Origin of the sequence: Microbacterium sp. UBA7513, from assembly GCF_002478345.1 — a bacterium.
Taxonomy (GTDB): Bacteria; Actinomycetota; Actinomycetes; order Actinomycetales; family Microbacteriaceae; genus Microbacterium.
On sequence record NZ_DLNJ01000015.1, the window covers coordinates 140,901 to 160,423 of the forward strand.

General features: G+C 68.0%; 25 protein-coding genes. 12 read left to right on the top strand and 13 right to left on the bottom strand.

Annotated features, from left to right (window positions below; genetic code table 11):
- Positions 1-283 precede the first annotated feature (283 nt).
- The 4 genes from B2W79_RS08120 to B2W79_RS08135 form a co-directional block, all read right to left on the bottom strand.
- Positions 284-1,105: a hypothetical protein gene (locus tag B2W79_RS08120; protein ID WP_292788492.1), complete on the bottom strand. Its 822-nt coding sequence runs from the start codon at positions 1,103-1,105 to the stop codon at positions 284-286.
- Positions 1,106-1,159: 54 nt separating this feature from the next.
- Complete coding sequence (locus tag B2W79_RS08125) at positions 1,160-1,465, bottom strand: hypothetical protein (protein ID WP_292788494.1); 306 nt, start codon at positions 1,463-1,465, stop codon at positions 1,160-1,162.
- 51 nt (positions 1,466-1,516) lie between these two features.
- The gene (locus B2W79_RS08130) at positions 1,517-2,197 is read right to left on the bottom strand and encodes a hypothetical protein (RefSeq protein WP_292788496.1); all 681 of its coding nucleotides are present in this window, start codon (positions 2,195-2,197) and stop codon (positions 1,517-1,519) included.
- A 297-nt stretch (positions 2,198-2,494) separates the two neighbouring features.
- Positions 2,495-3,499, bottom strand: a complete 1,005-nt coding sequence (locus B2W79_RS08135; RefSeq protein WP_292788498.1) for a tyrosine-type recombinase/integrase — start codon at positions 3,497-3,499, stop codon at positions 2,495-2,497.
- 58 nt (positions 3,500-3,557) lie between these two features.
- Between B2W79_RS08135 and B2W79_RS08140 the strand changes: the two genes are divergently transcribed.
- The 5 genes from B2W79_RS08140 to B2W79_RS08160 all read left to right on the top strand — a co-directional run bounded on the left by B2W79_RS08140 (position 3,558) and on the right by B2W79_RS08160 (position 5,944).
- Positions 3,558-4,097 (top strand): DNA cytosine methyltransferase, encoded by a 540-nt coding sequence (locus tag B2W79_RS08140; RefSeq protein ID WP_292788564.1) that lies wholly within the window; start codon positions 3,558-3,560, stop codon positions 4,095-4,097.
- A 135-nt stretch (positions 4,098-4,232) separates the two neighbouring features.
- Complete coding sequence (locus B2W79_RS08145; RefSeq protein ID WP_292788500.1) at positions 4,233-4,685, top strand: hypothetical protein; 453 nt, start codon at positions 4,233-4,235, stop codon at positions 4,683-4,685.
- Between the two features lies 1 nt (position 4,686).
- Positions 4,687-4,812 carry a hypothetical protein gene (locus B2W79_RS08150; protein ID WP_292788502.1) on the top strand — a complete coding sequence of 42 codons (126 nt, stop codon included), beginning with the start codon at positions 4,687-4,689 and terminating at the stop codon, positions 4,810-4,812.
- Positions 4,809-5,441 carry a hypothetical protein gene (locus tag B2W79_RS08155; RefSeq protein WP_292788504.1) on the top strand — a complete coding sequence of 211 codons (633 nt, stop codon included), beginning with the start codon at positions 4,809-4,811 and terminating at the stop codon, positions 5,439-5,441. The genes B2W79_RS08150 and B2W79_RS08155 overlap by 4 nt, the downstream gene beginning before the upstream one ends.
- Positions 5,438-5,944, top strand: a complete 507-nt coding sequence (locus tag B2W79_RS08160) for a holin (RefSeq protein WP_292788506.1) — start codon at positions 5,438-5,440, stop codon at positions 5,942-5,944. The genes B2W79_RS08155 and B2W79_RS08160 overlap by 4 nt, the downstream gene beginning before the upstream one ends.
- A 69-nt stretch (positions 5,945-6,013) precedes the next feature.
- Here B2W79_RS08160 and B2W79_RS08165 read toward each other — a convergent pair whose 3' ends face one another.
- From B2W79_RS08165 to B2W79_RS08175, 3 genes are all read right to left on the bottom strand, one after another.
- Positions 6,014-6,532 (bottom strand): hypothetical protein, encoded by a 519-nt coding sequence (locus B2W79_RS08165; RefSeq protein ID WP_292788508.1) that lies wholly within the window; start codon positions 6,530-6,532, stop codon positions 6,014-6,016.
- Between the two features lie 2 nt (positions 6,533-6,534).
- A complete protein-coding gene (locus tag B2W79_RS08170) occupies positions 6,535-7,644 on the bottom strand; it encodes a hypothetical protein (RefSeq protein ID WP_292788510.1) in 1,110 nt (369 codons plus the stop codon).
- Positions 7,645-7,934: 290 nt separating this feature from the next.
- Positions 7,935-8,654: a hypothetical protein gene (locus tag B2W79_RS08175; protein ID WP_292788512.1), complete on the bottom strand. Its 720-nt coding sequence runs from the start codon at positions 8,652-8,654 to the stop codon at positions 7,935-7,937.
- 399 nt (positions 8,655-9,053) lie between these two features.
- Here B2W79_RS08175 and B2W79_RS08180 point away from each other — a divergent pair, with 399 nt between their 5' ends.
- The 3 genes from B2W79_RS08180 to B2W79_RS08190 all read left to right on the top strand — a co-directional run bounded on the left by B2W79_RS08180 (position 9,054) and on the right by B2W79_RS08190 (position 11,709).
- Entirely contained in the window at positions 9,054-9,539 is a 486-nt protein-coding gene (locus B2W79_RS08180) for a hypothetical protein (protein WP_292788513.1), read from the top strand.
- A complete protein-coding gene (locus B2W79_RS08185; RefSeq protein ID WP_292788515.1) occupies positions 9,536-10,600 on the top strand; it encodes a M15 family metallopeptidase in 1,065 nt (354 codons plus the stop codon). The genes B2W79_RS08180 and B2W79_RS08185 overlap by 4 nt, the downstream gene beginning before the upstream one ends.
- Positions 10,601-10,755: 155 nt before the next feature.
- Positions 10,756-11,709, top strand: coding sequence for an aldo/keto reductase (locus tag B2W79_RS08190; RefSeq protein ID WP_292788566.1), 954 nt, complete (start codon positions 10,756-10,758; stop codon positions 11,707-11,709).
- Between the two features lie 7 nt (positions 11,710-11,716).
- On the opposite strand, the gene B2W79_RS08195 is transcribed toward B2W79_RS08190, so the two are convergent.
- The 4 genes from B2W79_RS08195 to B2W79_RS08210 are packed head-to-tail and all read right to left on the bottom strand — an operon-like array spanning position 11,717 to position 15,391.
- A complete protein-coding gene (locus B2W79_RS08195) occupies positions 11,717-12,385 on the bottom strand; it encodes a response regulator (RefSeq protein WP_292788517.1) in 669 nt (222 codons plus the stop codon).
- Positions 12,382-13,650 carry a sensor histidine kinase gene (locus B2W79_RS08200; RefSeq protein ID WP_292788519.1) on the bottom strand — a complete coding sequence of 423 codons (1,269 nt, stop codon included), beginning with the start codon at positions 13,648-13,650 and terminating at the stop codon, positions 12,382-12,384. Before B2W79_RS08200 ends, B2W79_RS08195 begins: the two co-directional genes overlap by 4 nt.
- Before the next feature lie 8 nt (positions 13,651-13,658).
- Positions 13,659-14,483 (bottom strand): ABC transporter permease, encoded by an 825-nt coding sequence (locus B2W79_RS08205; RefSeq protein ID WP_292788521.1) that lies wholly within the window; start codon positions 14,481-14,483, stop codon positions 13,659-13,661.
- Complete coding sequence (locus B2W79_RS08210; RefSeq protein WP_071329116.1) at positions 14,480-15,391, bottom strand: ABC transporter ATP-binding protein; 912 nt, start codon at positions 15,389-15,391, stop codon at positions 14,480-14,482. Before B2W79_RS08210 ends, B2W79_RS08205 begins: the two co-directional genes overlap by 4 nt.
- A gap of 164 nt (positions 15,392-15,555) precedes the next feature.
- Between B2W79_RS08210 and B2W79_RS08215 the strand changes: the two genes are divergently transcribed.
- On the top strand, positions 15,556-16,470 hold the full coding sequence (locus B2W79_RS08215; protein ID WP_071329115.1) for a DMT family transporter: 915 nt from the start codon (positions 15,556-15,558) through the stop codon (positions 16,468-16,470).
- Here B2W79_RS08215 and B2W79_RS08220 read toward each other — a convergent pair.
- Entirely contained in the window at positions 16,467-17,150 is a 684-nt protein-coding gene (locus B2W79_RS08220; RefSeq protein ID WP_083391727.1) for a nitroreductase family protein, read from the bottom strand. The genes B2W79_RS08215 and B2W79_RS08220 overlap by 4 nt on opposite strands.
- The gene (gene msrB / locus B2W79_RS08225) at positions 17,147-17,551 is read right to left on the bottom strand and encodes a peptide-methionine (R)-S-oxide reductase MsrB (protein ID WP_136051543.1); all 405 of its coding nucleotides are present in this window, start codon (positions 17,549-17,551) and stop codon (positions 17,147-17,149) included. The genes B2W79_RS08220 and msrB overlap by 4 nt, the downstream gene beginning before the upstream one ends.
- Before the next feature lie 71 nt (positions 17,552-17,622).
- On the opposite strand from msrB, the gene B2W79_RS08230 reads away from it, so the two are divergent.
- From B2W79_RS08230 to B2W79_RS08240, 3 genes are all read left to right on the top strand, one after another.
- Complete coding sequence (locus B2W79_RS08230) at positions 17,623-18,615, top strand: DUF2332 domain-containing protein (protein WP_071328830.1); 993 nt, start codon at positions 17,623-17,625, stop codon at positions 18,613-18,615.
- Positions 18,616-18,624: 9 nt separating this feature from the next.
- Positions 18,625-18,885, top strand: coding sequence for a DUF3263 domain-containing protein (locus B2W79_RS08235; protein WP_071328829.1), 261 nt, complete (start codon positions 18,625-18,627; stop codon positions 18,883-18,885).
- A gap of 66 nt (positions 18,886-18,951) precedes the next feature.
- The gene (locus tag B2W79_RS08240; RefSeq protein ID WP_256209425.1) at positions 18,952-19,518 is read left to right on the top strand and encodes a LytR C-terminal domain-containing protein; all 567 of its coding nucleotides are present in this window, start codon (positions 18,952-18,954) and stop codon (positions 19,516-19,518) included.
- The last annotated feature ends 5 nt before the right edge of the window (positions 19,519-19,523 follow it).

Genomic DNA, 19,523 nt, shown 5'->3' on the forward strand with positions numbered 1-19,523 from the left:
AGACCCCCACCTAGCCTCCTGGCTGGGTGGGGGTCTTTCGTCGTTGGGGGCGGTCAGACTGCTTGGAGCTCCTTGCCCGAGAAGTAACGAGCGTGGGTGCGCTGTAGGGTCTCAAGCGAGTCAGAGTTCAGCGAGGCGATCTCCCAGTCCCCGTTGGCGCGCGTCGCTTCCAACTCGAGCCGGTACTGGAGAGCGTCTCGATGTCCCTGGGCACCCGGAAACGCTGTCACACGTCGGTCGCCGCTAGGACGGTGGTACTCGATTACGAAGCCAGGCATCGAATCTATTCCCTTCCATCGCGTTCATCCTGGAACAACGTTTGCAGCAACGAGAGATCTTCCCTCAACCGTCTCTCGTTTTTCAAACCGCGTTCCTTGAGTCTGGCAATTCTAGCTCTAATCCCATCGGGAGCCGTCGCGCCGACACGACGTTCAGCCTCTTCTATATCTAGTTCGAGACTCGCGATCTCGTTCCGATCCTCCTCGATTCTGGCGATCCGTTGCGTCGAGAGGTCGTGCAGACCCTTGACGACGTTGCGCTCAACGGGGTCGTCGGGGAGATAGTTGTAGCGAATCTCGCGGCCCATGAGGTCGGCGGCATACTCATACGTGTTCGCCCACTCGCCCTGGAGATGGGTCCTGACCTGTACCTCGACCCTGACTGGCAGACGCAGCCATATGTGAACAGCCCGGTAGCCGCTGTGGGGGTCAGCTCGAAGGTCCTTTACGCAGCTGTCTTCGTCGTGATCGAACATGCCGCAGATCGCGGTGACGACCGCGTCCTGCTCGTCGAGCGACATCTCCGCCTCAAACCGGACCCCCGCGAAGTCCTGCACGCTCGGCAGCGGCGTGGATCGGTCACGCCGTAACTTGTCGCGCAGCGTGTCAATTGTCTTCGCCCGCGACGTGACTTCCCACGGGCGGTCCAGCAGCAGCGGGGGCCAGTTCAGCGACGTGATCCGCTTCTGCACATCTGCTGCGACGTCGTTGTACCAGACCATGACCTCTGCGTACGTCGGGTGGTTGTCAGCCGGTGGAGTCTCGTCGCGGATGTGACGGCCGAGTCGCTTCAGCTCATTCGTCGTCCAGGGGCACGCGAGATCCATGGACAAAGAGTAGCGGGCACACAGACTCAGCGAGGTGAGCGACCGCACCCCGGCCTACGTCCCATACGCTGCTGGCGGTGTCCGGTGGTCGGGCATCGACCGGCGGTGCTGGCCGAGTGCGATCCACGGTTCGAGGCCCGGAAGCGTGCGCAGCGCGGCGCATAAGACGGCGACGTGCTCGTCCTCGAAGTAGCCGACCCAGGTGCCGACGGCTTCGGCGAGCACGTCGTCGCGGTCGCCGGCGGTCGCGCGGAGTTCGGCGATCACGGGTGCCGGGTCGGTGGCGTACCGGTTGCGGGAGCAGATCGCGTCGAGGGCGATGCTGAGCTTCACCGCAGGGGAGAGGCCTCGTGCTGGCATGGCCGGGTGTCCTTCCTCCGGCCGAGAACGTGAGTCTAACGCGCGGTGGGCCTACTCCGCGGCAAGCTGCTGCGCGGTGCGATTCACCGCGTCGGCGAAGCGCACGGCGTCCGGGAACTCCTTCGCCTTGCTCTCGATGACTACCACTCCGTCGGGAACGCCGATCGTCACGTAGCACTTCGAGGTGTTCTTCCGCGCGACAGCTCCGACGACGAAGCCGATCGGACCCGCGATGAGTGCGCCTGCCCCCATCCGAGTGAGGGTGGAGCGCTGAGAGGGTGCGCCCTGCGTCGCCTCCGCCTCCGCGCCCTGCGCGCTGACAGATTTGCCGCTGCCCTTCAGCACGCCGTCACGGAGCTTGTAGCCGCCGAAGTCTGCGGATGGTAGCGCGGCTGGCTTTGCCGACCTCTGCGACCCCGCCACGGTCCTCACCGATTCGACACCGGTTGCGGCTCGGAGGGCAGCGACGAAAGGCTCGTAGTCGCGATTGTTGACCGCGAAGGCAAGGCCGGAGAGGTTCGGGACGTCCGACGTCGTCCACCCCTCGACCGCGACCTGCAAGTACGCCGGGGTGCCGGGGATCAGCTTGATATCCGTGATTTCGTTGAGAGGGATCTCAGTGCGTTTCGACTGCCGCTGAACGCGAGCGAGAAGACCAAACTCGTAGATCAGGTGCGTGTCGGTGATGACGGCCTTGCCGTCGACGCTCTTGTGCTCGATCGCTGCGCTCATGACGCTGACTATACCCACGGTGGCAGCGAGTCGCGCGGCCGCTCGCCTTCGAACGACAGCAGCATGATCGGGCGGTCCCGCCCCTCCGAGAATCCATGGTTTAGTCGTGGTTTTGCCGACGTACCTGCCTGTATATGGCTGTACCGACTCGGTGGAATTGCGCCGAAGGTGCACGCAAGTACACGCATGGACTGGCCATCCGTCAAACGGGGGTTACGGGTTCGAGTCCCGTAGTCGGCTCCACACATGAAGGCCCGCGTCCCTAGAAGACACAGGGGATGCGGGCCTTCGTCGTTGCTAAGCGAGAAGCCCTGCCCACGATTTGCCCACACTCTGCTTCTTCGCAGCGGTGGCGAGGCTCTCTGCAACGGCGTCGAGGTCGTCGTCGAAGAGGTCGGCGTAGACGTCGAGGGTGATGCTCGCCGACTCGCGGCCGAGCATCCGCTGCAGCGCCTTGATATTGGCACCGGCGGCGACCGCGAGGGAGGCGGCGGTGTGTCGGAGGTCGTGCGCCGTGATGCGAGGGAAGGTCGCATCGACGGCTTGCAGGCGGGAGATTGCGCCGTCGAACCAGCCGTTTCCGAACCGGGGCGGGCGCAGATGGGCAATGCCGTCACCGAACAGTAGATCGTCTGGTCCCTTGCCAAGTGCGCACCGCTCGAGCAGCGGGACTAGGAACTTCGGGAACGGCACCGATCGCAGCTGCCACGTCTTCGGCGTGCCGACGCGGATCACACCGTTGACCTGCACGGCGTTCTCCTCGACGTGCAGCCTGTGGCGAAGGAGGTTGACGTTGCGGACCCGGAGCGCGGCGGCCTCGCCCCATCGGAGTCCGGTGTACGCGAGGGTGAGCACGAGCTCTGGCCGCGACGACTCGGCGGACAGGCGGTGCACCTGGTCGTGGCTGAGATAGACCCGGCCGGCCTTTCGCTTCGGTTTGCGGGGGAGGTTCTTGAGGCCGCGCGCGGGATTGCGTGAGATGCGGCGATCATCGACGGCTGTGTCGAGGATCCCGGCGAGGATGCCTAGCGCGCGGAGTGCGACGGTCGCGCTTCGTCCCTTCGTGCCGTCGGGCCTGTCCTGGGTGAGCTCGATCGCCCACGCCTTCACTTCGGAGGGCAGGATGCCGCCGACCTCTCGGCCGCCCCATCGCGGTTCGACGTGCAGGCGCCACGCGATCGGGAGTTGAGCGTACGCCGAGGGTTTCAGGCTCGCCTTCCCTGCGAGCCACGTCGGGTAGAGCTCGGCGATCATGGTGCGCGCGTGTGAGGGGTCGAGGTACTCGCCGCGGGCCTTCGACATGGTGACCGATGCGAGGAAGAGCTCGGCCTCCTTCTTTGTCTAGGTCAACGCCAGCGACATCGCCCGACTCGGGGAGGAAGCCGCGCGCGAAAAGTACGGAGACCGCGCCGGAAGCGGTGCCTACCGCATGGACGTGTCCGAGGCTGCGACGCTGCAGACATACCCGGCACCGTTCCCCTTCCAGGGGTCGCGCGGAAAGCAGTTCCTGCAGATCGGCAACGCTGTCCCGCCCCTGCTCGCCTTCGCCATCCTCCAGGCGCTGATCGCCCCGGTCGAGACGCGCAAGCAGGAACCCGTCATCGAGCGCATCGTCGTCGAGGCGGATCCCACCGTCGCCGCATTCGCACAGCTGAAGGCGCGGGCCGCGGAGAAGGCCGAACGTGCCTTCGCTCGCGCCGAGGAGCGCCTCGCGCAGGCCCTCAAGGGCTACGACCGTGAGGTCGCCGCTCACGAGAAGCGCGGTGACGGATTCTTCCCGGAGTCCTACATCGTCGCGCGCCGAGAGGCCGTGCTCGCGCGGAAGTTCCACGAGTCCAAGCGAGCCGCGCTCGCCACCGCCCGAGCCGAGATGACGGCCGAGACGCTGGGGGTTTTCTGATGGGCAAGATCCTGCCGCTCAGCGCCCAGCCGACGCCGCTCCCGCGCGAGCGCCGCTACGTCTGCCTGCCCTGCAAGACCCCCTACATGTGCGCGAAGAGCCGCGCCTGTCAATGCCACTCGATGGAGGAATCGCATGGGTGTTCACGTTCCCAGGAGGGTGCTCGCGAAGCTCGACGCCGAGCACGGTCGCGCGTGCGTGATGACCGGCACCCAGACCGCGCGCATCGTCCCGCAGCACCGCCAGGGCGGCATGGGCGGCCGCGCCGACAAGCACCAGCTGATCAACCTCGTCTGGCCTGACTCGATCCTGAACGGCTTTCTCGAGTCCGACGCCGAGTGGGCGGCGCACGCTCTCGCCTGGGGCGTCAAGGTGCCGCTCTGGGTGAAGGACGTCGCCGACGTTCCCGTCTACTTCGCCGCCGAGCTCACCTGGTGCGCCCTCGTCGGAGAGACGCGCACGCCGATGTCCGCGATCGTCGCGCTCGACACGATGCTCGAGATCTACGGCGACGACTACCTGCTCTGGAAGGCCGTCGCCGACGGCACCGCCCGCGCGCACGCGCTCTATCTGCGATCGGCAGGCTGACATGGCCGACGACAACGACAAGCCGGAGTGGGTGGCCGACCGCGGGCGTCGATCGGCCTCGCTGGTGTCGCTGTCGTCTTTCTCGATCTTCGGCTCATTCATCCGTGACGGATTGGGGTTGCCATGACCGAACACACCGACACTGAGCCCTCGTCGACTGTCGACCGAGTCGCGCGCAGCGCGAACCGGTGGACGTGGTTCTCGAGGATCCTGTTCGGGCTCCTCATCCTCGCTTCGATCGGCTTCGCGGTGTTCTCGTCGATTGCGAGCACCGCGAACCGCGAGGAACTCGCCTACGTCAAGGACCGGCTCGCCCAGTCCGAGACGCAGGGCCAGGCGCTCGCGGACCAGATCAGTCTGGGCGAGACACCCGTCGTCGACCCCGCGCCCGCACCGAGGCCGACCGCTCCCGTCGTCCTAAACGGCCGCGACGGGAAGGACGGGGCGGACGCGCCGCCGCCGACCGCGGCGCAGCTGCAGGCCGCGGTCGCGGAGTGCTTCACCACCGGGGCATGCACCGCACCGGCCGACGACAAGGGCGACCAAGGGGCACCCGGAGCCGACGGCAATGACGGGGCAGACAGCACCACCCCCGGGCCGACCGGTCCCGCCGGGCCAGCAGGTCCGGCGGGACCGTCCGGCTTCACGGCGACGCCCGTGTGGCTCGCCGCCGCCGAGAGCGAAACCGAGATCCCGGCGATCCGACAGGCCGTGATCTACATACCCACACCCACTGAAGGAGAACCCGCACCATGAGCAAGCTCACCGACCCTGCCTGGTGGAAGGCCGCAGTCCTGCGCGCCGTCTACACCGCGATTGCCATCGCGGTCCCGTACATCGCCGCCGCGCAGTTCGCCTTCGTCCCGTGGCTCATGGCCGCATCGGCCGCCACGGTCGGAGCGATCCTCTCGTTCGCGACATCGCTCTTCGGCCTGCCCGAGTACGAGGGCGTCGACCTGCCCTGGTGGCTCGCCGCGCTCGAACGCGTCGCGAAGACCTTCGGCCAGTCCCTCGCCGCCGGACTCACCGGAGGGGTCCTTCTCTCGGACGTCGACTGGCCGGTCGTGCTGCAAGCCGCTCTCGGAGCCGCGTTCATCTCGCTGCTCCGACTAGTCCTTGCAACCCTCCCGGCAGATCCGACGCGCGCGCCGAAGATCACGCCCGAGCGGACCGAAGACGGCACCTGGGCGGACATACCGAAGGCTGAGCCCGACCTCGGTGCCCTCGTCCGAGACCACCAGGAGAGCATGTTCTCCTGAGTGCCAGAGTCGAGTAGACCCCCACCCAGCCTCCGGCGGGTGGGGGTCTTTCGTCGTTGGGCCGACAGCTTAGTTGCAATTCGGCGCGAGTTCGTATGCCGTGGTTCCTTCTGCTGTGCTTTTGAGACCCCCGGGCGTCTCGTAATTCACTCGCATCCGTTGGGCTATGCCGGTCTGTCCCTCGAGCTTCACCACTACGACAACCGAGTAGTGCTGTCCTGCTTCCAGTCGAGCGGATTCGGCGGGGATTCTCTCGTCCCACAGGCCCCCTACCTCATCGCTGAGGGCCGCGACCGGCTGAGCGCCAATCGCTGTTGCTCCGTCTCTGAGCGCTATCACCGATGCGGAGCCTACGGTCTTCAAGCCCGCTGAGTCGAGCAGCTCCACGGACGAGACGGTGACGTCTGACTCGGCCTTCACGGTCTCTCCTAGAGCAATGTCCTCGTTGTTGGCAGCGGGTATGCAGAGCGTTCCCACGTCGCCCCCCATGGCAAGGTACGCGGGTCCTGAGGGGGTGCACGCGGTGAGCACCAGTGTGGCCGCCGCCATCGCGGCGGCAGCCACACGGTTCGGGTTCCGTGAAGTCATGTCTACTTCACTACTAGAGTTCCGGGCGTCGCTCCTGGGTATCCCTGGGATCCGCACAGTGACTTGGCTGCAGTGAACTTGATCGTCACCTTGCTCGTGGTGGAGTACCCCGTCTTTGCGCTCAGATCGAATCCGACGTAGGCCGAAACGTCGGCGCCGCCCGAGATGGTCTGTGCCGTGGAACTCGAACGAGTGAATGTGGATCCGGACACATAGCTCGTGCAATATGAAGCGCTGACAGACGCGGTGCTCGTGGAGGTTCCTCCCACGTGAGCAACGGGACGCAGCGAACGTGACTGTTCCCCGGTGCCCGTGCAAACGGTTTTGAAGACCTTGTACTGGAACTGTGTCTTAAAGGCGCGACCGCCCGATCCCGTGAGCGCGGGCCACGTCGTTGACGTGGAGCTTGCCCTGCTCACGCTGACGCTCCCGCTCGCGCCCCAGGATCCGCTCGGCGTCTTCACTGCAACGCCAAGTGTCGAACTCTGCGACGACGAATATGAGAATGAGGCGGAGAATCCACTAGTCGCCGATGACCCGACCCTGCCCACCTGCACCCAGTAGTTGCCTGCAACGCCCCCGTCTATCTGTCCGCAGGCCGCCGCCGCAGCTGCGATCGAAAATGACGATGATTGCTTCGCCGCTGTCGCCTGCGCATTGAACTCCTGCGAAGAAACAGACGCTTCGATGTCGAGGGACCGGACGCCCGCCCGCAGGTTCTCTTCTTGGGCGAACGAATAGTCCGAGATCAGGGACCCGTCCGGGCCGTACACCAACGCCTGATAGTTGACCGCTCCGTCCGCCCGGACGTTTCGTGCGGCCAATGCCGTATCGACCGGGACGGAGAAGCGGCCGTCCCTCCCCGTCGTTCCGACGCCGACTGGGGTCATAGGTACGGGATCGCCTTCGTTCAGGGCGGCGAGGACCTCGTTGCTCGGCCAGGCCGAGATCTGCACGGTCGCTCCGTCCAATGACACGCCGTTCGAACTCTCGACCACCCCAGAGAACTCTGGGGTCACCGGATTGGCGTTGTCCGCCATCGCCGGGGAAGCGACCATCGCCCCGACCAATCCCATCACCGCAGCAGCAGCTGCAGCAGATCTCTTGAACACTGCTTCCTCCGATCGATCGCCATCCCCGTTGGAGGCGCTTACATGGAGAGGTTATTTGCGGCCACCGCTACCGTCTGTAGGCCGTATGGGGGACAGGTCAGGTCAGATCGACTGTCGACCGTCATCCCGTTGGTGTCGAGCGATCGAAGGCAACGCGACGACATGGCGCAACTGGACGCGCCCAGCGCACAGACATCGCGGCGGACAACCTCACACTGAGCGCGACGTCGAGGTGCAGGGATCGCGATGGCATTGGCCGGGTGTTCCTTCCCCCGTCGAAAACGTGACTCTTACGCGCGGCGGGCATACTCCGCGGCGAGCTGCTGCGCAGTGCGATTCACCACGTCGGTGAAGCGCACGGCGTCGGGGAACTCCTTCGCCTTGCTCTCGATGACGACCACACCATCGGGAACGCCGATCGTCACATAGCACTTCGACGTGTTCTTCCGCGCGACGGCCCCAACGACGAAGCCGATCGGACCCGCGATGAGTGCGCCTGCTCCCATCCGAGTGAGAGTGGAGCGCTGAGAGGGTGCGCCCTGCGTCGCCTCCGCCTCCGCGCCCTGCACGCTGACCGACTTGCCGCCGCTCTTCAGTACGCCGTCACGGAGCTTGTAGCCACCGAACTCCGCCGACGGAAGTCGGGCGGCGCGCGTCGGCGCGCTAGGAGCGGAAGCGGACGGGGTAGTAGGAACGTCGATCCGACGCATCTCTGCTCCCGATGCCATGCGCAGCTCGTACACGAACTCTGCATAGGACTTGCGTGGGTGGAGAGCGAACGCCAGTGCCGACTTGGAGGGGTCGGGCGTTGCCGACCACCCATCGGCGGAGACGCGGAGATACATGATTGGACCGGTGACGATGTCATACGCCGAGATCTTGTCGAGCGGAATCTCCGACCGCTTCGTCATGCGCCCGACTCGACCGAGCAAGTTGTACTCGAAGATCAAGTGCGTGTCGGTGATGACGGCTCTGCCGTCGACGCTCTTGTGCTCGATCACGGTGCTCATGACGCCGACTATACCGACGCGTGCTCGTGCCCACCCTTTGCCCACAGATGCACGTATCCGAAGGGGGTCAACAGTGGTCGAAGGTGGTTGACGGCGCCAGAGATTATGCGGGGAATACGATACAGCGCAGCGCAAAGTAGAGTTCGAGTCCCGTAGTCGGCTCTCTAATCTTCGGTGATCGCAGGACCGTTACGGCTATGCCTTGGCCGCGGGCCTCAGCTGAGAGTTCATCATGCCCAGTGGACGAGTGCGCGCGTGAGGCGGTCGCTAGTCGAACGAGATGCTTGATCGTCTAGCGAATTCATGACCATTCCTTTGACTGTATCGAACCAGCGGCATCTTGTCTGTAGGTCGAAGTGAGGACAGACGCGATGGACTCGTCACCCATACGCTCCGAGCATGACCTCTCTCACGTTAGGCAATCGAGCTATCACCTTTGTCTCGGATGGCCAGGAGGAAACCTTCATCTATGAGGACGCAGAGGCTCTCGTCGTTGCCCTCGACGGGATCCTCGGTGGCGCACCCGCGGTGACGGAGGATCCGAACGGCTACGAAGTGACCTATTTCGATTGGGATGGCATCCGCGTGCTCAAGCCGATGGGCGCCGGCGCGACAGTATCGGTTTCACGAGCCTCCGTGGGCGGTGTTGAGATCGGCACGCTGGAGGGTGTGTCCGTCGGTACCGGTCGTGCAGCGGCGGAGGCCGCCGGGGCCGTAGACGTCGGCGAAGGAGACGACGCCTTGGGGATCTCGATCCGCGAGGTCCCGTCCGCGCAGTCGCTGACGCGCCCGGGCGCGGTCGGGCTCGACTTCGTGCGACTTCATCTGGCGGATGCTGCTGTCACCCAGCTGCAGGCACCTGCCTTCGACTACGGCGACCTATGAGCACGATCAGACCGATCTCCGACGAATGCGAGCCACAGATGGTTGACGCCGAGTCCTCTCCGTCGATGACGGTACCGAAGCTCACACTTCACGGAATCTCGCGACGTGGCTTGTTGACGACCGCAGGCCTAGCGATTGCCACGGGGACGCTGGGCGTGAACGCGGCGCTGGCAGCGCCGGCCGCCGCCGCCCCGCTTCTGCTGCGGAGCGGAGCATGGGGAGGGCACGCGAACGGGAGGATCCCGCTTTCATCGCTCTCGACAGTGCCATGGAACACGGCGCGTCGACTCCGCTCGGATGCGGTTCAGGCGCTGGGTGAACTCAACAAGGCATTTCGCGCCGCATTCGGTCGAGACCTGCCGCTCAATGACGCGTACAGGGACTATGCGGGCCAGGTCGAGGCGCGGAACTACTGGTGCAGCCAGGGGAACTGCGGGTTCGCGGCTGTTCCCGGCACGTCCAACCATGGTTGGGCCCTCGCCATCGACATCGGCGTGCCCCGGACCGCCTGGACGAATCCGATCTACGTCTGGATGAAGGCTCACGCGGCAGCCTACGGGTGGACTCACCCGGCATGGGCTGAGCCGACCGGAGCCCACCCGGAGGCGTGGCACTGGGAGTACACGGGATCGAACACACCGCCATCTACACAACCGGAGGACATCGTGCCCATCTACCATCGCCGTCAGGGCGACTACACCGCCCTTATCGGCACGAGTGCGAACACACGACTCTACTTCTCAGCTGGCGTGTTCGATATGGCCGCTGGGGCGGGCGGCGCCGGCCTCTACCAGGTGACGACACATGCGTACTTCACCGGTCTCACGCCCGAGAAGACGCTGCTTCTTCAGTACTACCTGCTTAACGCCTCTACCGGCGTCTACAGCGGGGGGTTCGCCGGATCCTTCCCCGGTGTCGTCGGGGGAATCGCTCAGATTGAGTTCAGCACCATGATTCCTGTTCCGTCGGGTAACCACCTCTTTGTGGCCGCGCGCAGTCCCCAAGGCGGGGTGAGCCAGACGAAGGTGGCGAAGGTGAGTCTCAACTTCGGCAACGTCTGACGCCAAGATGCAGTGCACGCCCGCATATCGCGTATAACTTCGGAGGGTGTTATGTTACTGGGGTGCAGGTGGTCGGCACCCCGCCCCGGCCACCTGCGCATCTTCGTGTTCCGCTTCCGGGAATGTTCGCGCCGCTCGTCGCGGTTGTCTCGAACATGACCCGCATCGGCTCCAGTGACCTCGACGTCTTCCCCCTCGCCCTCGGCGGCAACGTGTTCGGCTGGACGGCCGACCGTGACGCCTCCTTCGCCGTCCTCGACGCCTTCGTCGATGGGGGTGGCGACTTCATCGACACGGCGGACTCCTACAGCGCATGGGTTGCCGGCAACGAGGGCGGCGAGAGCGAGACGATCATCGGTGCGTGGCTCGCGTCGCGGCGGCCCCAGGGGGTCGTCGTCGCGACCAAGGTCAGCCAGCATCCGGCCTTCCGCGGTCTGTCGGCCGGCAACGTCCGTCGGGCGGCCGAAGCGTCGCTCGCTCGCCTCGGAGTGGACGAGATCGACCTCTACTACGCGCACTTCGACGACGAGTCCGTGCCGCTGGAGGAGACGGTCGAGGCGTTCGGCGCCCTCGTCACGGACGGGCTCGTGCGGCACGTGGCGGTGTCGAACTACACGGCCGACCGCATCCGTCAGTGGATCGACATCGCGGACCGACTCGGCGTCGCGCGTCCCGTCGCCATTCAGCCGCACTACAACCTCGTGCACCGCAACGACGTCGAGGACACCATCATCCCCGTCGCCGAGGAGTTCGGGCTGAGCCTCGTGCCGTGCTACGCGCTGGCGAGCGGCTTCCTCACGGGCAAGTACCGCTCGACGGACGCCGGGGGAGAGGGATCTCCGCGGGCCGCCGGCGCCGCGAAGTACGCCACCGAGGCAGGGCTGCGGATCATCGACGCCCTCGACGAGATCGGCGGAGCGCACGGCGCCTCGGTCGCCGCGACGGCCCTGGCCTGGCTGCGTGCGCAGCCGACCGTGGTCGCGCCCATCGCGAGTGCCCGGACGGTGGATCAGGTGCCGGATCTGCTCGCCGGTGCGCGGCTGGAGCTTTCGCCCGAAGAGGTCGAGCGCCTGAATCGCGTCTCGGCCTGGACACCGCCGCAGGGCTGACCCGCTCTCACCGACCGACGAGGCCGAGCCGGTGCGCGAGGATCACGGCGTGGATCCGGTCGCGTGCCCCGAGCTTCGCCAGGATCCGCCCGACGTGCGTCTTGACGGTGGACTCGCCGACGTAGAGAGTCGTCGCGATCTCGGCGTTGGTGAGCCCCCGGCCGATCGCGACGAACACCTCGCGCTCGCGTTCCGTCAGGGACCGGTACCCGGCATCCGCGACCTCGTCGACAGCGGCGGTCCCGAGCTGCGTGCCGACGTGCTCCAGCAGCACGCGGGTGATCCTCGGCGCCAAGGCGGCGTCCCCGCGATGCACGGCACGGACGGCGGAGAGCATCTCCTGGCGCTGCGCATCCTTGAGCAGGAACCCGCTGGCTCCGGCGCGGATCGCACCGAAGGCATATTCGTCGAGATCGAAGGTCGTGAGGACGAGCACTTTCGTCTCGGGGTGGGCGCCGACGATGGCCGTCGTCGCCGCGATCCCGTCGAGCTCCGGCATGCGGATGTCCATGAGCACGAGGTCGGGGGCGAGCGCGGCGCTCTGCGCGATCGCCGCCTTCCCGTCCCCCGCCTCTCCGATCACGACGATGTCGGGCTCCGCCTCCAGGACCATGCGGAACCCCAGACGGATCAGCTCCTGATCGTCGACCAGGAGCACACGGATGGGCGATGTCATGTGTTCCCCTCCCCGCGCGGCGACACGGCCGGCGCCTCGGACGATGTCGGCAGGACGGCGCGCAGGAGCCAGCGGCCCGCACCGTCCGGCCGTGACTCCAGTGTGCCGCGGACGTGAGCGGCGCGTTCCAGGAGACCCCGGAGGCCGAAGCCCCCTTCTCCGGGAGTGCCTGCGACACCGTCGTTGACGATCTCGATGACCACGGTACCGGGCGCGTACTCCAGGCGCACGGACACGGTCGAAGCGGTCGGCGCATGCCGCATCGCGTTCGTCAGTCCCTCCTGCACGATCCGGCCGAGCGCATGGGCGACATCGGACGACACCTCCGCCTGGCCCGCTGTGGCGAGGGTGACCGGATACCCGGTCCGCTGCGCGGCCGCGACCGTCTCCTGCGGAGAGGCGGGCGAGACCGGCGCGAGCAGGAGCGGGGCGTCGTCATCCCGCAGCACGCCGAGCATCGCCCGCATCTGGGTGAGCGCGCTGCGGGCGGTATCCGCCGCAGAGGTGGCCGCCGCGCGTGCCTGTTCGCGGTCCGGAGTGGCGGCCGCGCCCTCGGACAGTGCCACGACCACGGTCAGGGAGTGCGACACGATGTCGTGCATCTCCCGCGCGATCCGTGCCCGCTCCGCCGCCGCGGCGAGCTGCGCCTGCTGGTCCCGCTCCACGAGGAGCTGTCGCGAGCGGTCGATGACAGCGTCGAGATACCGCTTCCGACTCCCGACGTTCGCGCCGATCAGAGTGCCGATGAGACCGAGCACGACCGTGCCGAGCAGGGCGTTGACCGCCTCTTGCAATGTGAAGATGCCCGCCCAGAGGAGAAGCCCGGCTCCCGAGGCGCTGGCTGCGACGCCGATGCCGAAAGCGGTCCACGCGGCACGGGTGGAGCGGTAGACGGCGAGGGAGTAGCCGGCGAACAGCAGCAGCGGGCTGCTCCCCGGCAGCGCGGTGAACAGGAGGAAGACGTCGAGCAGGATCGCCGCGATCGCGGGGAGCCAGGGCTTCCGTCGGCGCCAGAGCAGGGTGGCGGAGGCCACGACCACGCAGAGCGGCAGCAGGGCGGCGAGCACGAGCCCGACGGGGCCGCGGTCGGCATCGTCGATGCGCGCGGCGGGTGTGATCGTGAGGACGATGCAGAGCAGGGCGAGCAGGACGTCGGCGAGGACGGGATGGCGCGCCCAGAAACGCCGGAACAAGCCGGGAGGACGAGGGAGCCGCAGCCCCTCGTCCTCCCGGACCGTGTCCGTTCCGCGTCGCTTCGCCGGCACCCGGTCTCCTACGCGTCCCGCGTGCGGAGGACGGCCCACGCGGCCAGCAGACCGCCGACCACCCAGCAGCCGAGGGTGAGGAAGGCGACCGGCGCATCCAGCGTCGCCGTGTCACCGGGCAGGATCGCGCTCTGCGCGGCGGCCACGGGGAGGTAGGCGGAGGCGTCGATCACCCAGGCCCAGGCCTCTCCCGCCATCGCGAAGAAGCTCGCGACGATCGGCAGGACGAACAGCAGACCGACGGTCGCTGCGATCGCTCCGGCACCCGAGCGCAGGATGAAGCCGAAGGCCACGCCGATCAGCGCGAAGACGGCCATGGCGAGCGAGGCGACGACGATCGGCAGGACGGAGGTCGCGGGGTCCGACCAGTCGATGCCCTGCTCCCGTCCTGCGACCACGGCGGACACGGCGACCGCGGCGACGCCGAAGATGACCAGCGACGACAGGAAGAGGAAGGCCGCGAGCACGAGCGACTTCGCCAGCAGCACGGACCCGCGGATCGGGTCGGCCGTCAGCGTCGAGCGGATCATGCCCGTGGAGTACTCGCCGGTCACCGAGATCGCTCCGATGATGCCGGCGAGCAGCATCGTGAACTGGATCGGCATGACGACGGCCTGGATCGGGTCGAAGCCGGGGGCGTCGATCGCTTGAGCGATGAGGACGGCGATGCCGATCGTGAGCGCGGCGGCGATCGCGATGGACCACCAGGTGGACCGGAGGGTGATGAGCTTGATCGCCTCACCGCGCACGGCGCGCGGGAAGGTGAGGCGCCGGCCCGAGTCGGTGGCGGGGGGCGCGACGGCCGGAGTCGTCACGGCGGGGGCGGCGGTCATGAGAGCTCCTTCGTGCGGTACTCGACGGCGTCGCCGGTGAGGGCGAGGTAGGCCTCTTCGAGGGATCCGGTGGTCGGGGTGAGTTCGTGCAGCGGAATGCCGCGCTCCGCGGCGAGGTCGCCGATGCGGGCTGCCGGGAGCCCTGCGATGTCGAGCAGATCGGGAGCCGCGCTGACGATCTCCACGTCCGGACCGCCCACAGCGGCCACGAGGTCGGTCGGGCGGGGTGTCCGCACGCGGACGCGGTTGGTCGTCCAGGAGCGGACGAGCTCCGCGAGCGGGGCGTCGGCGAGGACCTTGCCCCGTCCCATCACGATGACGTGGTCCGCCGTCTGCGCCATCTCGCTCATGAGGTGGCTGGAGAGCAGGACCGTCCGTCCCTCGGAGGCGGCATGCCGGACGAACTGCCGCACCCAGCGGACGCCCTCCGGGTCGAGGCCGTTGACCGGCTCGTCGAGGATGAGGGTGTGCGGATCGCCGAGCAGCGCGGAGGCGATCCCCAGTCGCTGCCCCATGCCGAGCGAGAACTTCCCGGCGCGCTTGCGGGCGACCGCGCCGATGCCGGCGAGCTCGATGACCTCGTCGACACGGGAGGTCGGGATGCCGTGCGTGGCTGCCATCGCGCGGAGGTGATCCCGCGCTGTCCGACCGGTGTGCACGGCCTTGGCATCGAGGAGCACGCCGACCTCGGTCAGCGGGGCGCGGAGCTTGCGATACTCCTGGCCGGCCACGGTGGCCCGGCCCGCCGTCGGACGGTCCAGCCCGACGATCATGCGCATGGTCGTCGACTTCCCTGCGCCGTTCGGTCCGAGGAAGCCGGTGACGCTCCCTGGCTGCACGGTGAAGGACACGCCGTCGACGGCGGTCTTGTCCCCGAATCTCTTGGTGAGGCCTTCTGCGGTGATCATGGGCACCACGCTACGGATCATCGGGCCGGCGCGCGTCCTCCTGCAGGACGATTCCCTGATGCGGTGCGCTCGTCCTCCAGGAGGACGGCACCGTGGAGGACAGGTGCGCGCGGAGGCTCCGATAGTGTCGACAGGTGACCCCCGCCCGCCGCATCCCTGCTCCTCTGGCGCTCGGGGGAGCCGTCGCGATCGGAGTCATGACCGCGATCCAGGCGCGCATCAACGGGGTCCTGGGCGTGCGCGTCGACAACGGCATCGTCGCCGGCTTCCTCTCCTTCGCGGTAGGACTCGTGGCCCTCGCCGTGGTCATCTCCTTCCTGCCTTCGGCGCGCCGTGGTGCCCTGCGTCTCGGGCGCGGCATCCGCGATCGGAGCATCCCGTTCTGGATGCTCCTCGGGGGCGCCTGCGGCGCACTCACCGTGTCCACCCAGGGTCTGACGGCGGGGATCCTCGGCGTCTCCCTCTTCACGGTGGGTGTCGTGGCAGGACAGACCCTGCACGGCCTCGTCCTCGACCGCATCGGCTTCGGGCCGGCCGGTGTCGTGGCCGTCACCCCCGGTCGGGTGATGGGCGGGGTGCTGGCGCTCGCCGCGGTCGGGATCTCCCTCTCGGGCGACGTGCTGGCGACCGCTCCGCTGTGGATGCTCCTGCTGCCCTTCGCCGCGGGTGTCGGCATCGCCTGGCAGGCGGCGACGAACGGGCGGCTGGCTCAACGCGTGCAGTCGCCGATCGCCGCCACGCTCATGAGCTTCATCGCCGGCACCCTGGTGCTCGCGGTCGCCGCCGGCATCAGCGTCGCCGTGCGGGGATGGCCGGCCGCGCTGCCGACCGAGCCCTGGCTCTACCTCGGCGGCTTCCTGGGGGCGGGTTACATCCTGCTCGGCGCGTTCATCGTCGCGCACACCGGCGTGCTGCTGATGGGGTTGGGTTCGGTGCTCGGGCAGCTCGTCACGTCCGTCGTGATCGACCTGCTCTGGCCGGCGCAGGCGGGACCGGCGCTGTGGCAGGTGGTCGCGATGGTGATCGTGGCGGTCGGCTCGGTGCTGGTCGCGGTGCCCTGGCGACGCCGCCGGCTCTAGGAGCGGGTCTTCTTGGCGGCCTTCTTGGCCTTCTTCTTCTCTTTCTTCTTCGCCCTCTTGCGGGCCTTCTTCTCGGCCTTCTCGGCCTTCTGCTTCTCGGCCTCCCGTGCGGCCGCCTCAGCAGCGGCCCGCGCCTCCGGCGAGAGTCTCGGCGGTCGGGTCAGGAGCGCGCGGGCGTCGACGGTCTTGCGGCGGCCCGGGCTCTTGCCCTCGGGTTTCGCCCCGACGTAGAGCCAACCGAGAAGCTCCTCGTCCGGCCCCAGCCCGTGCATGCGCGCGACCGGTTCCGAGCGCGTGTACTGGCCGGTGCGCCAGATGACGCCCCATCCCGCCTCGTCGAGCAGCAGGCTCAGGACGTGGGCGACGCCGGAGGCCACCGCCTCCTGTTCCCAGCGTGGCACCTTCTCGCTCGCCCGGTAGCTCACGACCACGGCGATGAGGAGCGGGGCCCGCAGCGGTTTCGCCGACGGCTCGGCGTCCCCCTGCGCCTCCGCGATCGCGGCGCCGAGCGCCTCGCGGTCCTGGCCGCGCAGCTCGATCAGCCGCCAGGGGCGCAGGGACGAGTGATCGGCGACGCGACCGGCGGCGCCGATGAGCGTCACCAGCTCCTCGCGTCCCGGGGCGGTGTCCCCGACCTTCGACCAGGACTGCCGTGCGCGGACGGCGTCGAGGGCGCTCACGACTCGTCGGGCGTGAAGTTCAGCGCGATCGAGTTCATGCAGTAGCGGTCACCGGTGGGGGTGCCGAAGCCGTCCGGGAAGACGTGGCCGAGGTGCGAACCGCAGGATGCGCAGCGGACCTCGGTGCGGACCATGCCGAGGCTGTCGTCCTCGAGCAGCTCGACGGCGTCCGGCCGGACCGACTCGTAGAAGCTCGGCCAGCCGCAGCCGGAATCGAACTTCGTGCCGCTCTTGAAGAGCTCGGCGCCGCAGGCGCCGCAGGTGTAGAGTCCGGCGCGCTCCTCATCGAGCAGCTCGCCGGTCCACGCCCGCTCGGTCGCCGCCTGGCGCAGCACGGCGTACTGCTCTTCGCCGAGCTCGTCGCGCCACTCGTCTTCGGTCTTGTTCACGCTGTAGGGCATCGTGTCCTCCTGAGTCCTCTCCATTCTCCCTTGTGCAGGGCCCTCATGGCGCTCCCCGTCAGAATGGACGCATGAAGGATGCCGTGCAGGAGCGCTATGCCCGATTCGCGGCCGTGGAGGCTCCGGGGCGCAGTGCGCTGTACGGGGAGTGGGCGGCCGGGGTCGCCGAAGACGACGAGATCAGCGAGGTTCTGCTGCGGATTCCCGCCACCCGTCGCCAGCCTCCGCTCGTGTTCGCCGTGTCCCGCCTGCTCGGCGCCGGTCACGGTCCGTACCGCGAGTGGCGTCGGTTCGTCCTGACCAATGCCTCTCGACTCGTCGAGGAATGCACGAGCCGCGCCCTGCAGACCAACGAGCCCCTCCGCACCGCGGCACTGCTGCCGGTGCTCTCCGAGATCGAGGGCCCGATCGCGCTGCTGGAGGTCGGCGCCTCCGCCGGCCTCTGCCTCTATCCCGATCGCTACTCATACCGTTTCATCGACGACGGCGGGTCCGTTCGTCGCGCGCTCGACCCCCTCGACGGTCCCTCCACCGTGGTGCTGGAGAGCACCGTCACCGGCGACCTCCCCCCGCTGCGCATGCCGGAGGTGGTGTGGCGCGCCGGGATCGACCTCGCCCCGCTGGACGCCGCCGACGAAGAGGATCGGCGCTGGCTGCGGGCGCTCGTGTGGCCGGGAGAGGAGGGGAGGGAGCAGCGCATCACCGCCGCGCTCGACATCGCGGCCGCCGAGCCGCCGCTTCTCGTCGCCGGAGACGCAGCCGCCCATCTGGAGGAGCTGGCAGGATCCGCGCCGGCGCATGCCACGCTGGTGATCACGACCCCCGGGGTTCTCGTGCACATCCCCCGGGAGCAGCGGGAGGCGCTGATCGAGACGATCGCGACGCTGCCCGCGCGCTGGGTCACGATCGACCCGCCCGCTCTCCTCGAGGTCTGGGACCCACCGGTCGTCGCGGAGGCCTGGCCCGGATTCGTCGTCGCGCTCGACGGGCGGGTGCGCGCCGCTGCCGACCCGCTCGGCGCCCGGTGGGAGTGGCGCGCGGGCGATCCGTCGACCACGACCTAATCTGAGGGCATGCCCGCTGACCACCTCACGGAACGCGATCGCGCGATCCTCGCCCTGGAGGCCGCCTGGCCGCGCCACGGCGGTATGAAGGAGGAAGCGATCCGTGCGCGACTGGGCATGAGCGCGGCGCGTTACTACCAGCTGCTCGCCCGTCTCATCGACTCCGAGGCGGCCCTCGCCTTCGATCCGATCCTCGTCGGCCGACTGCGTCGACTGCGGGACGCCAGAAGCGCCCGGCGCACGTCCCGGATCCCCGGGTTCACCGGATGACCTGATCCTGCGGGGTCGTGCTCGTCATGGAACGGTTTACCAGCGACGTGCCGCTAGCATCGAGGGGTGTCCAAGCCCCCCCGTGACCGTTTCGACGAGGTCCCCCGTTCCACCGGACGTGTGGGAGCACACCGTGCCGAAGCTCCGGGGATGAACGGCTGGGTCGTGCTCCTGTGGTCGTTCGTCGCCGCTCTCGTGCTCATCATCGCCGGCATCTTCGGCGCTCTGGTCGTCATGGGACGGATCGACCTCTTTCCGGAGCCGACGTCGTCCGTGGCTCCCACGCCCGAGCAGACCGGGGTGATCGACCCGACCTACTCGGTGCTCATCCTCAACGCGACCCCCGACAGCGGGCTGGACGACCAGATGCGCGACACCCTCATCAACGCCGGCTGGGCGGCGGCGACCGTGCTCGCCAGCGACAGCGCCAGCGACGACTTCGAGACCACGACCGTCTATTACGTCAGCGCCGAGGACGAGGAGGCGGCGAAGGGCCTCGCCGGCGTCATCGGCGGCGCCGAGGTGCAGCAGAGCGACTACTACGCGGGCCAGACGGAGGACGGGCAGAAGCAGCTCACCATCGTGATCGGCGTCGACCGGGCGGCATCGGTGCCCGAGACTCCCGCGCCCTGACCCTC

Bases quoted from the DNA above. Each gene is read 5' to 3' on its own strand.
- B2W79_RS08165 (WP_292788508.1), bottom strand. From the start codon at position 6,532: ATGACTTCACGGAACCCGAACCGTGTGGCTGCCGCCGCGATGGCGGCG.
- B2W79_RS08185 (WP_292788515.1), top strand. From the start codon at position 9,536: ATGAGCACGATCAGACCGATCTCCGACGAATGCGAGCCACAGATGGTT.
- B2W79_RS08190 (WP_292788566.1), top strand. From the start codon at position 10,756: ATGACCCGCATCGGCTCCAGTGACCTCGACGTCTTCCCCCTCGCCCTC.
- B2W79_RS08175 (WP_292788512.1), bottom strand. From the start codon at position 8,654: ATGAGCACCGTGATCGAGCACAAGAGCGTCGACGGCAGAGCCGTCATC.
- msrB (WP_136051543.1), bottom strand. From the start codon at position 17,551: ATGCCCTACAGCGTGAACAAGACCGAAGACGAGTGGCGCGACGAGCTC.
- B2W79_RS08145 (WP_292788500.1), top strand. From the start codon at position 4,233: ATGGGTGTTCACGTTCCCAGGAGGGTGCTCGCGAAGCTCGACGCCGAG.
- B2W79_RS08130 (WP_292788496.1), bottom strand. From the start codon at position 2,197: ATGAGCGCAGCGATCGAGCACAAGAGCGTCGACGGCAAGGCCGTCATC.
- B2W79_RS08125 (WP_292788494.1), bottom strand. From the start codon at position 1,465: ATGCCAGCACGAGGCCTCTCCCCTGCGGTGAAGCTCAGCATCGCCCTC.
- B2W79_RS08155 (WP_292788504.1), top strand. From the start codon at position 4,809: ATGACCGAACACACCGACACTGAGCCCTCGTCGACTGTCGACCGAGTC.
- B2W79_RS08205 (WP_292788521.1), bottom strand. From the start codon at position 14,483: ATGACCGCCGCCCCCGCCGTGACGACTCCGGCCGTCGCGCCCCCCGCC.
- B2W79_RS08230 (WP_071328830.1), top strand. From the start codon at position 17,623: ATGAAGGATGCCGTGCAGGAGCGCTATGCCCGATTCGCGGCCGTGGAG.
- B2W79_RS08235 (WP_071328829.1), top strand. From the start codon at position 18,625: ATGCCCGCTGACCACCTCACGGAACGCGATCGCGCGATCCTCGCCCTG.
- B2W79_RS08210 (WP_071329116.1), bottom strand. From the start codon at position 15,391: ATGATCACCGCAGAAGGCCTCACCAAGAGATTCGGGGACAAGACCGCC.
- B2W79_RS08180 (WP_292788513.1), top strand. From the start codon at position 9,054: ATGACCTCTCTCACGTTAGGCAATCGAGCTATCACCTTTGTCTCGGAT.
- B2W79_RS08195 (WP_292788517.1), bottom strand. From the start codon at position 12,385: ATGACATCGCCCATCCGTGTGCTCCTGGTCGACGATCAGGAGCTGATC.
- B2W79_RS08135 (WP_292788498.1), bottom strand. From the start codon at position 3,499: ATGTCGAAGGCCCGCGGCGAGTACCTCGACCCCTCACACGCGCGCACC.
- B2W79_RS08150 (WP_292788502.1), top strand. From the start codon at position 4,687: ATGGCCGACGACAACGACAAGCCGGAGTGGGTGGCCGACCGCGGGCGT.
- B2W79_RS08160 (WP_292788506.1), top strand. From the start codon at position 5,438: ATGAGCAAGCTCACCGACCCTGCCTGGTGGAAGGCCGCAGTCCTGCGC.
- B2W79_RS08120 (WP_292788492.1), bottom strand. From the start codon at position 1,105: ATGGATCTCGCGTGCCCCTGGACGACGAATGAGCTGAAGCGACTCGGC.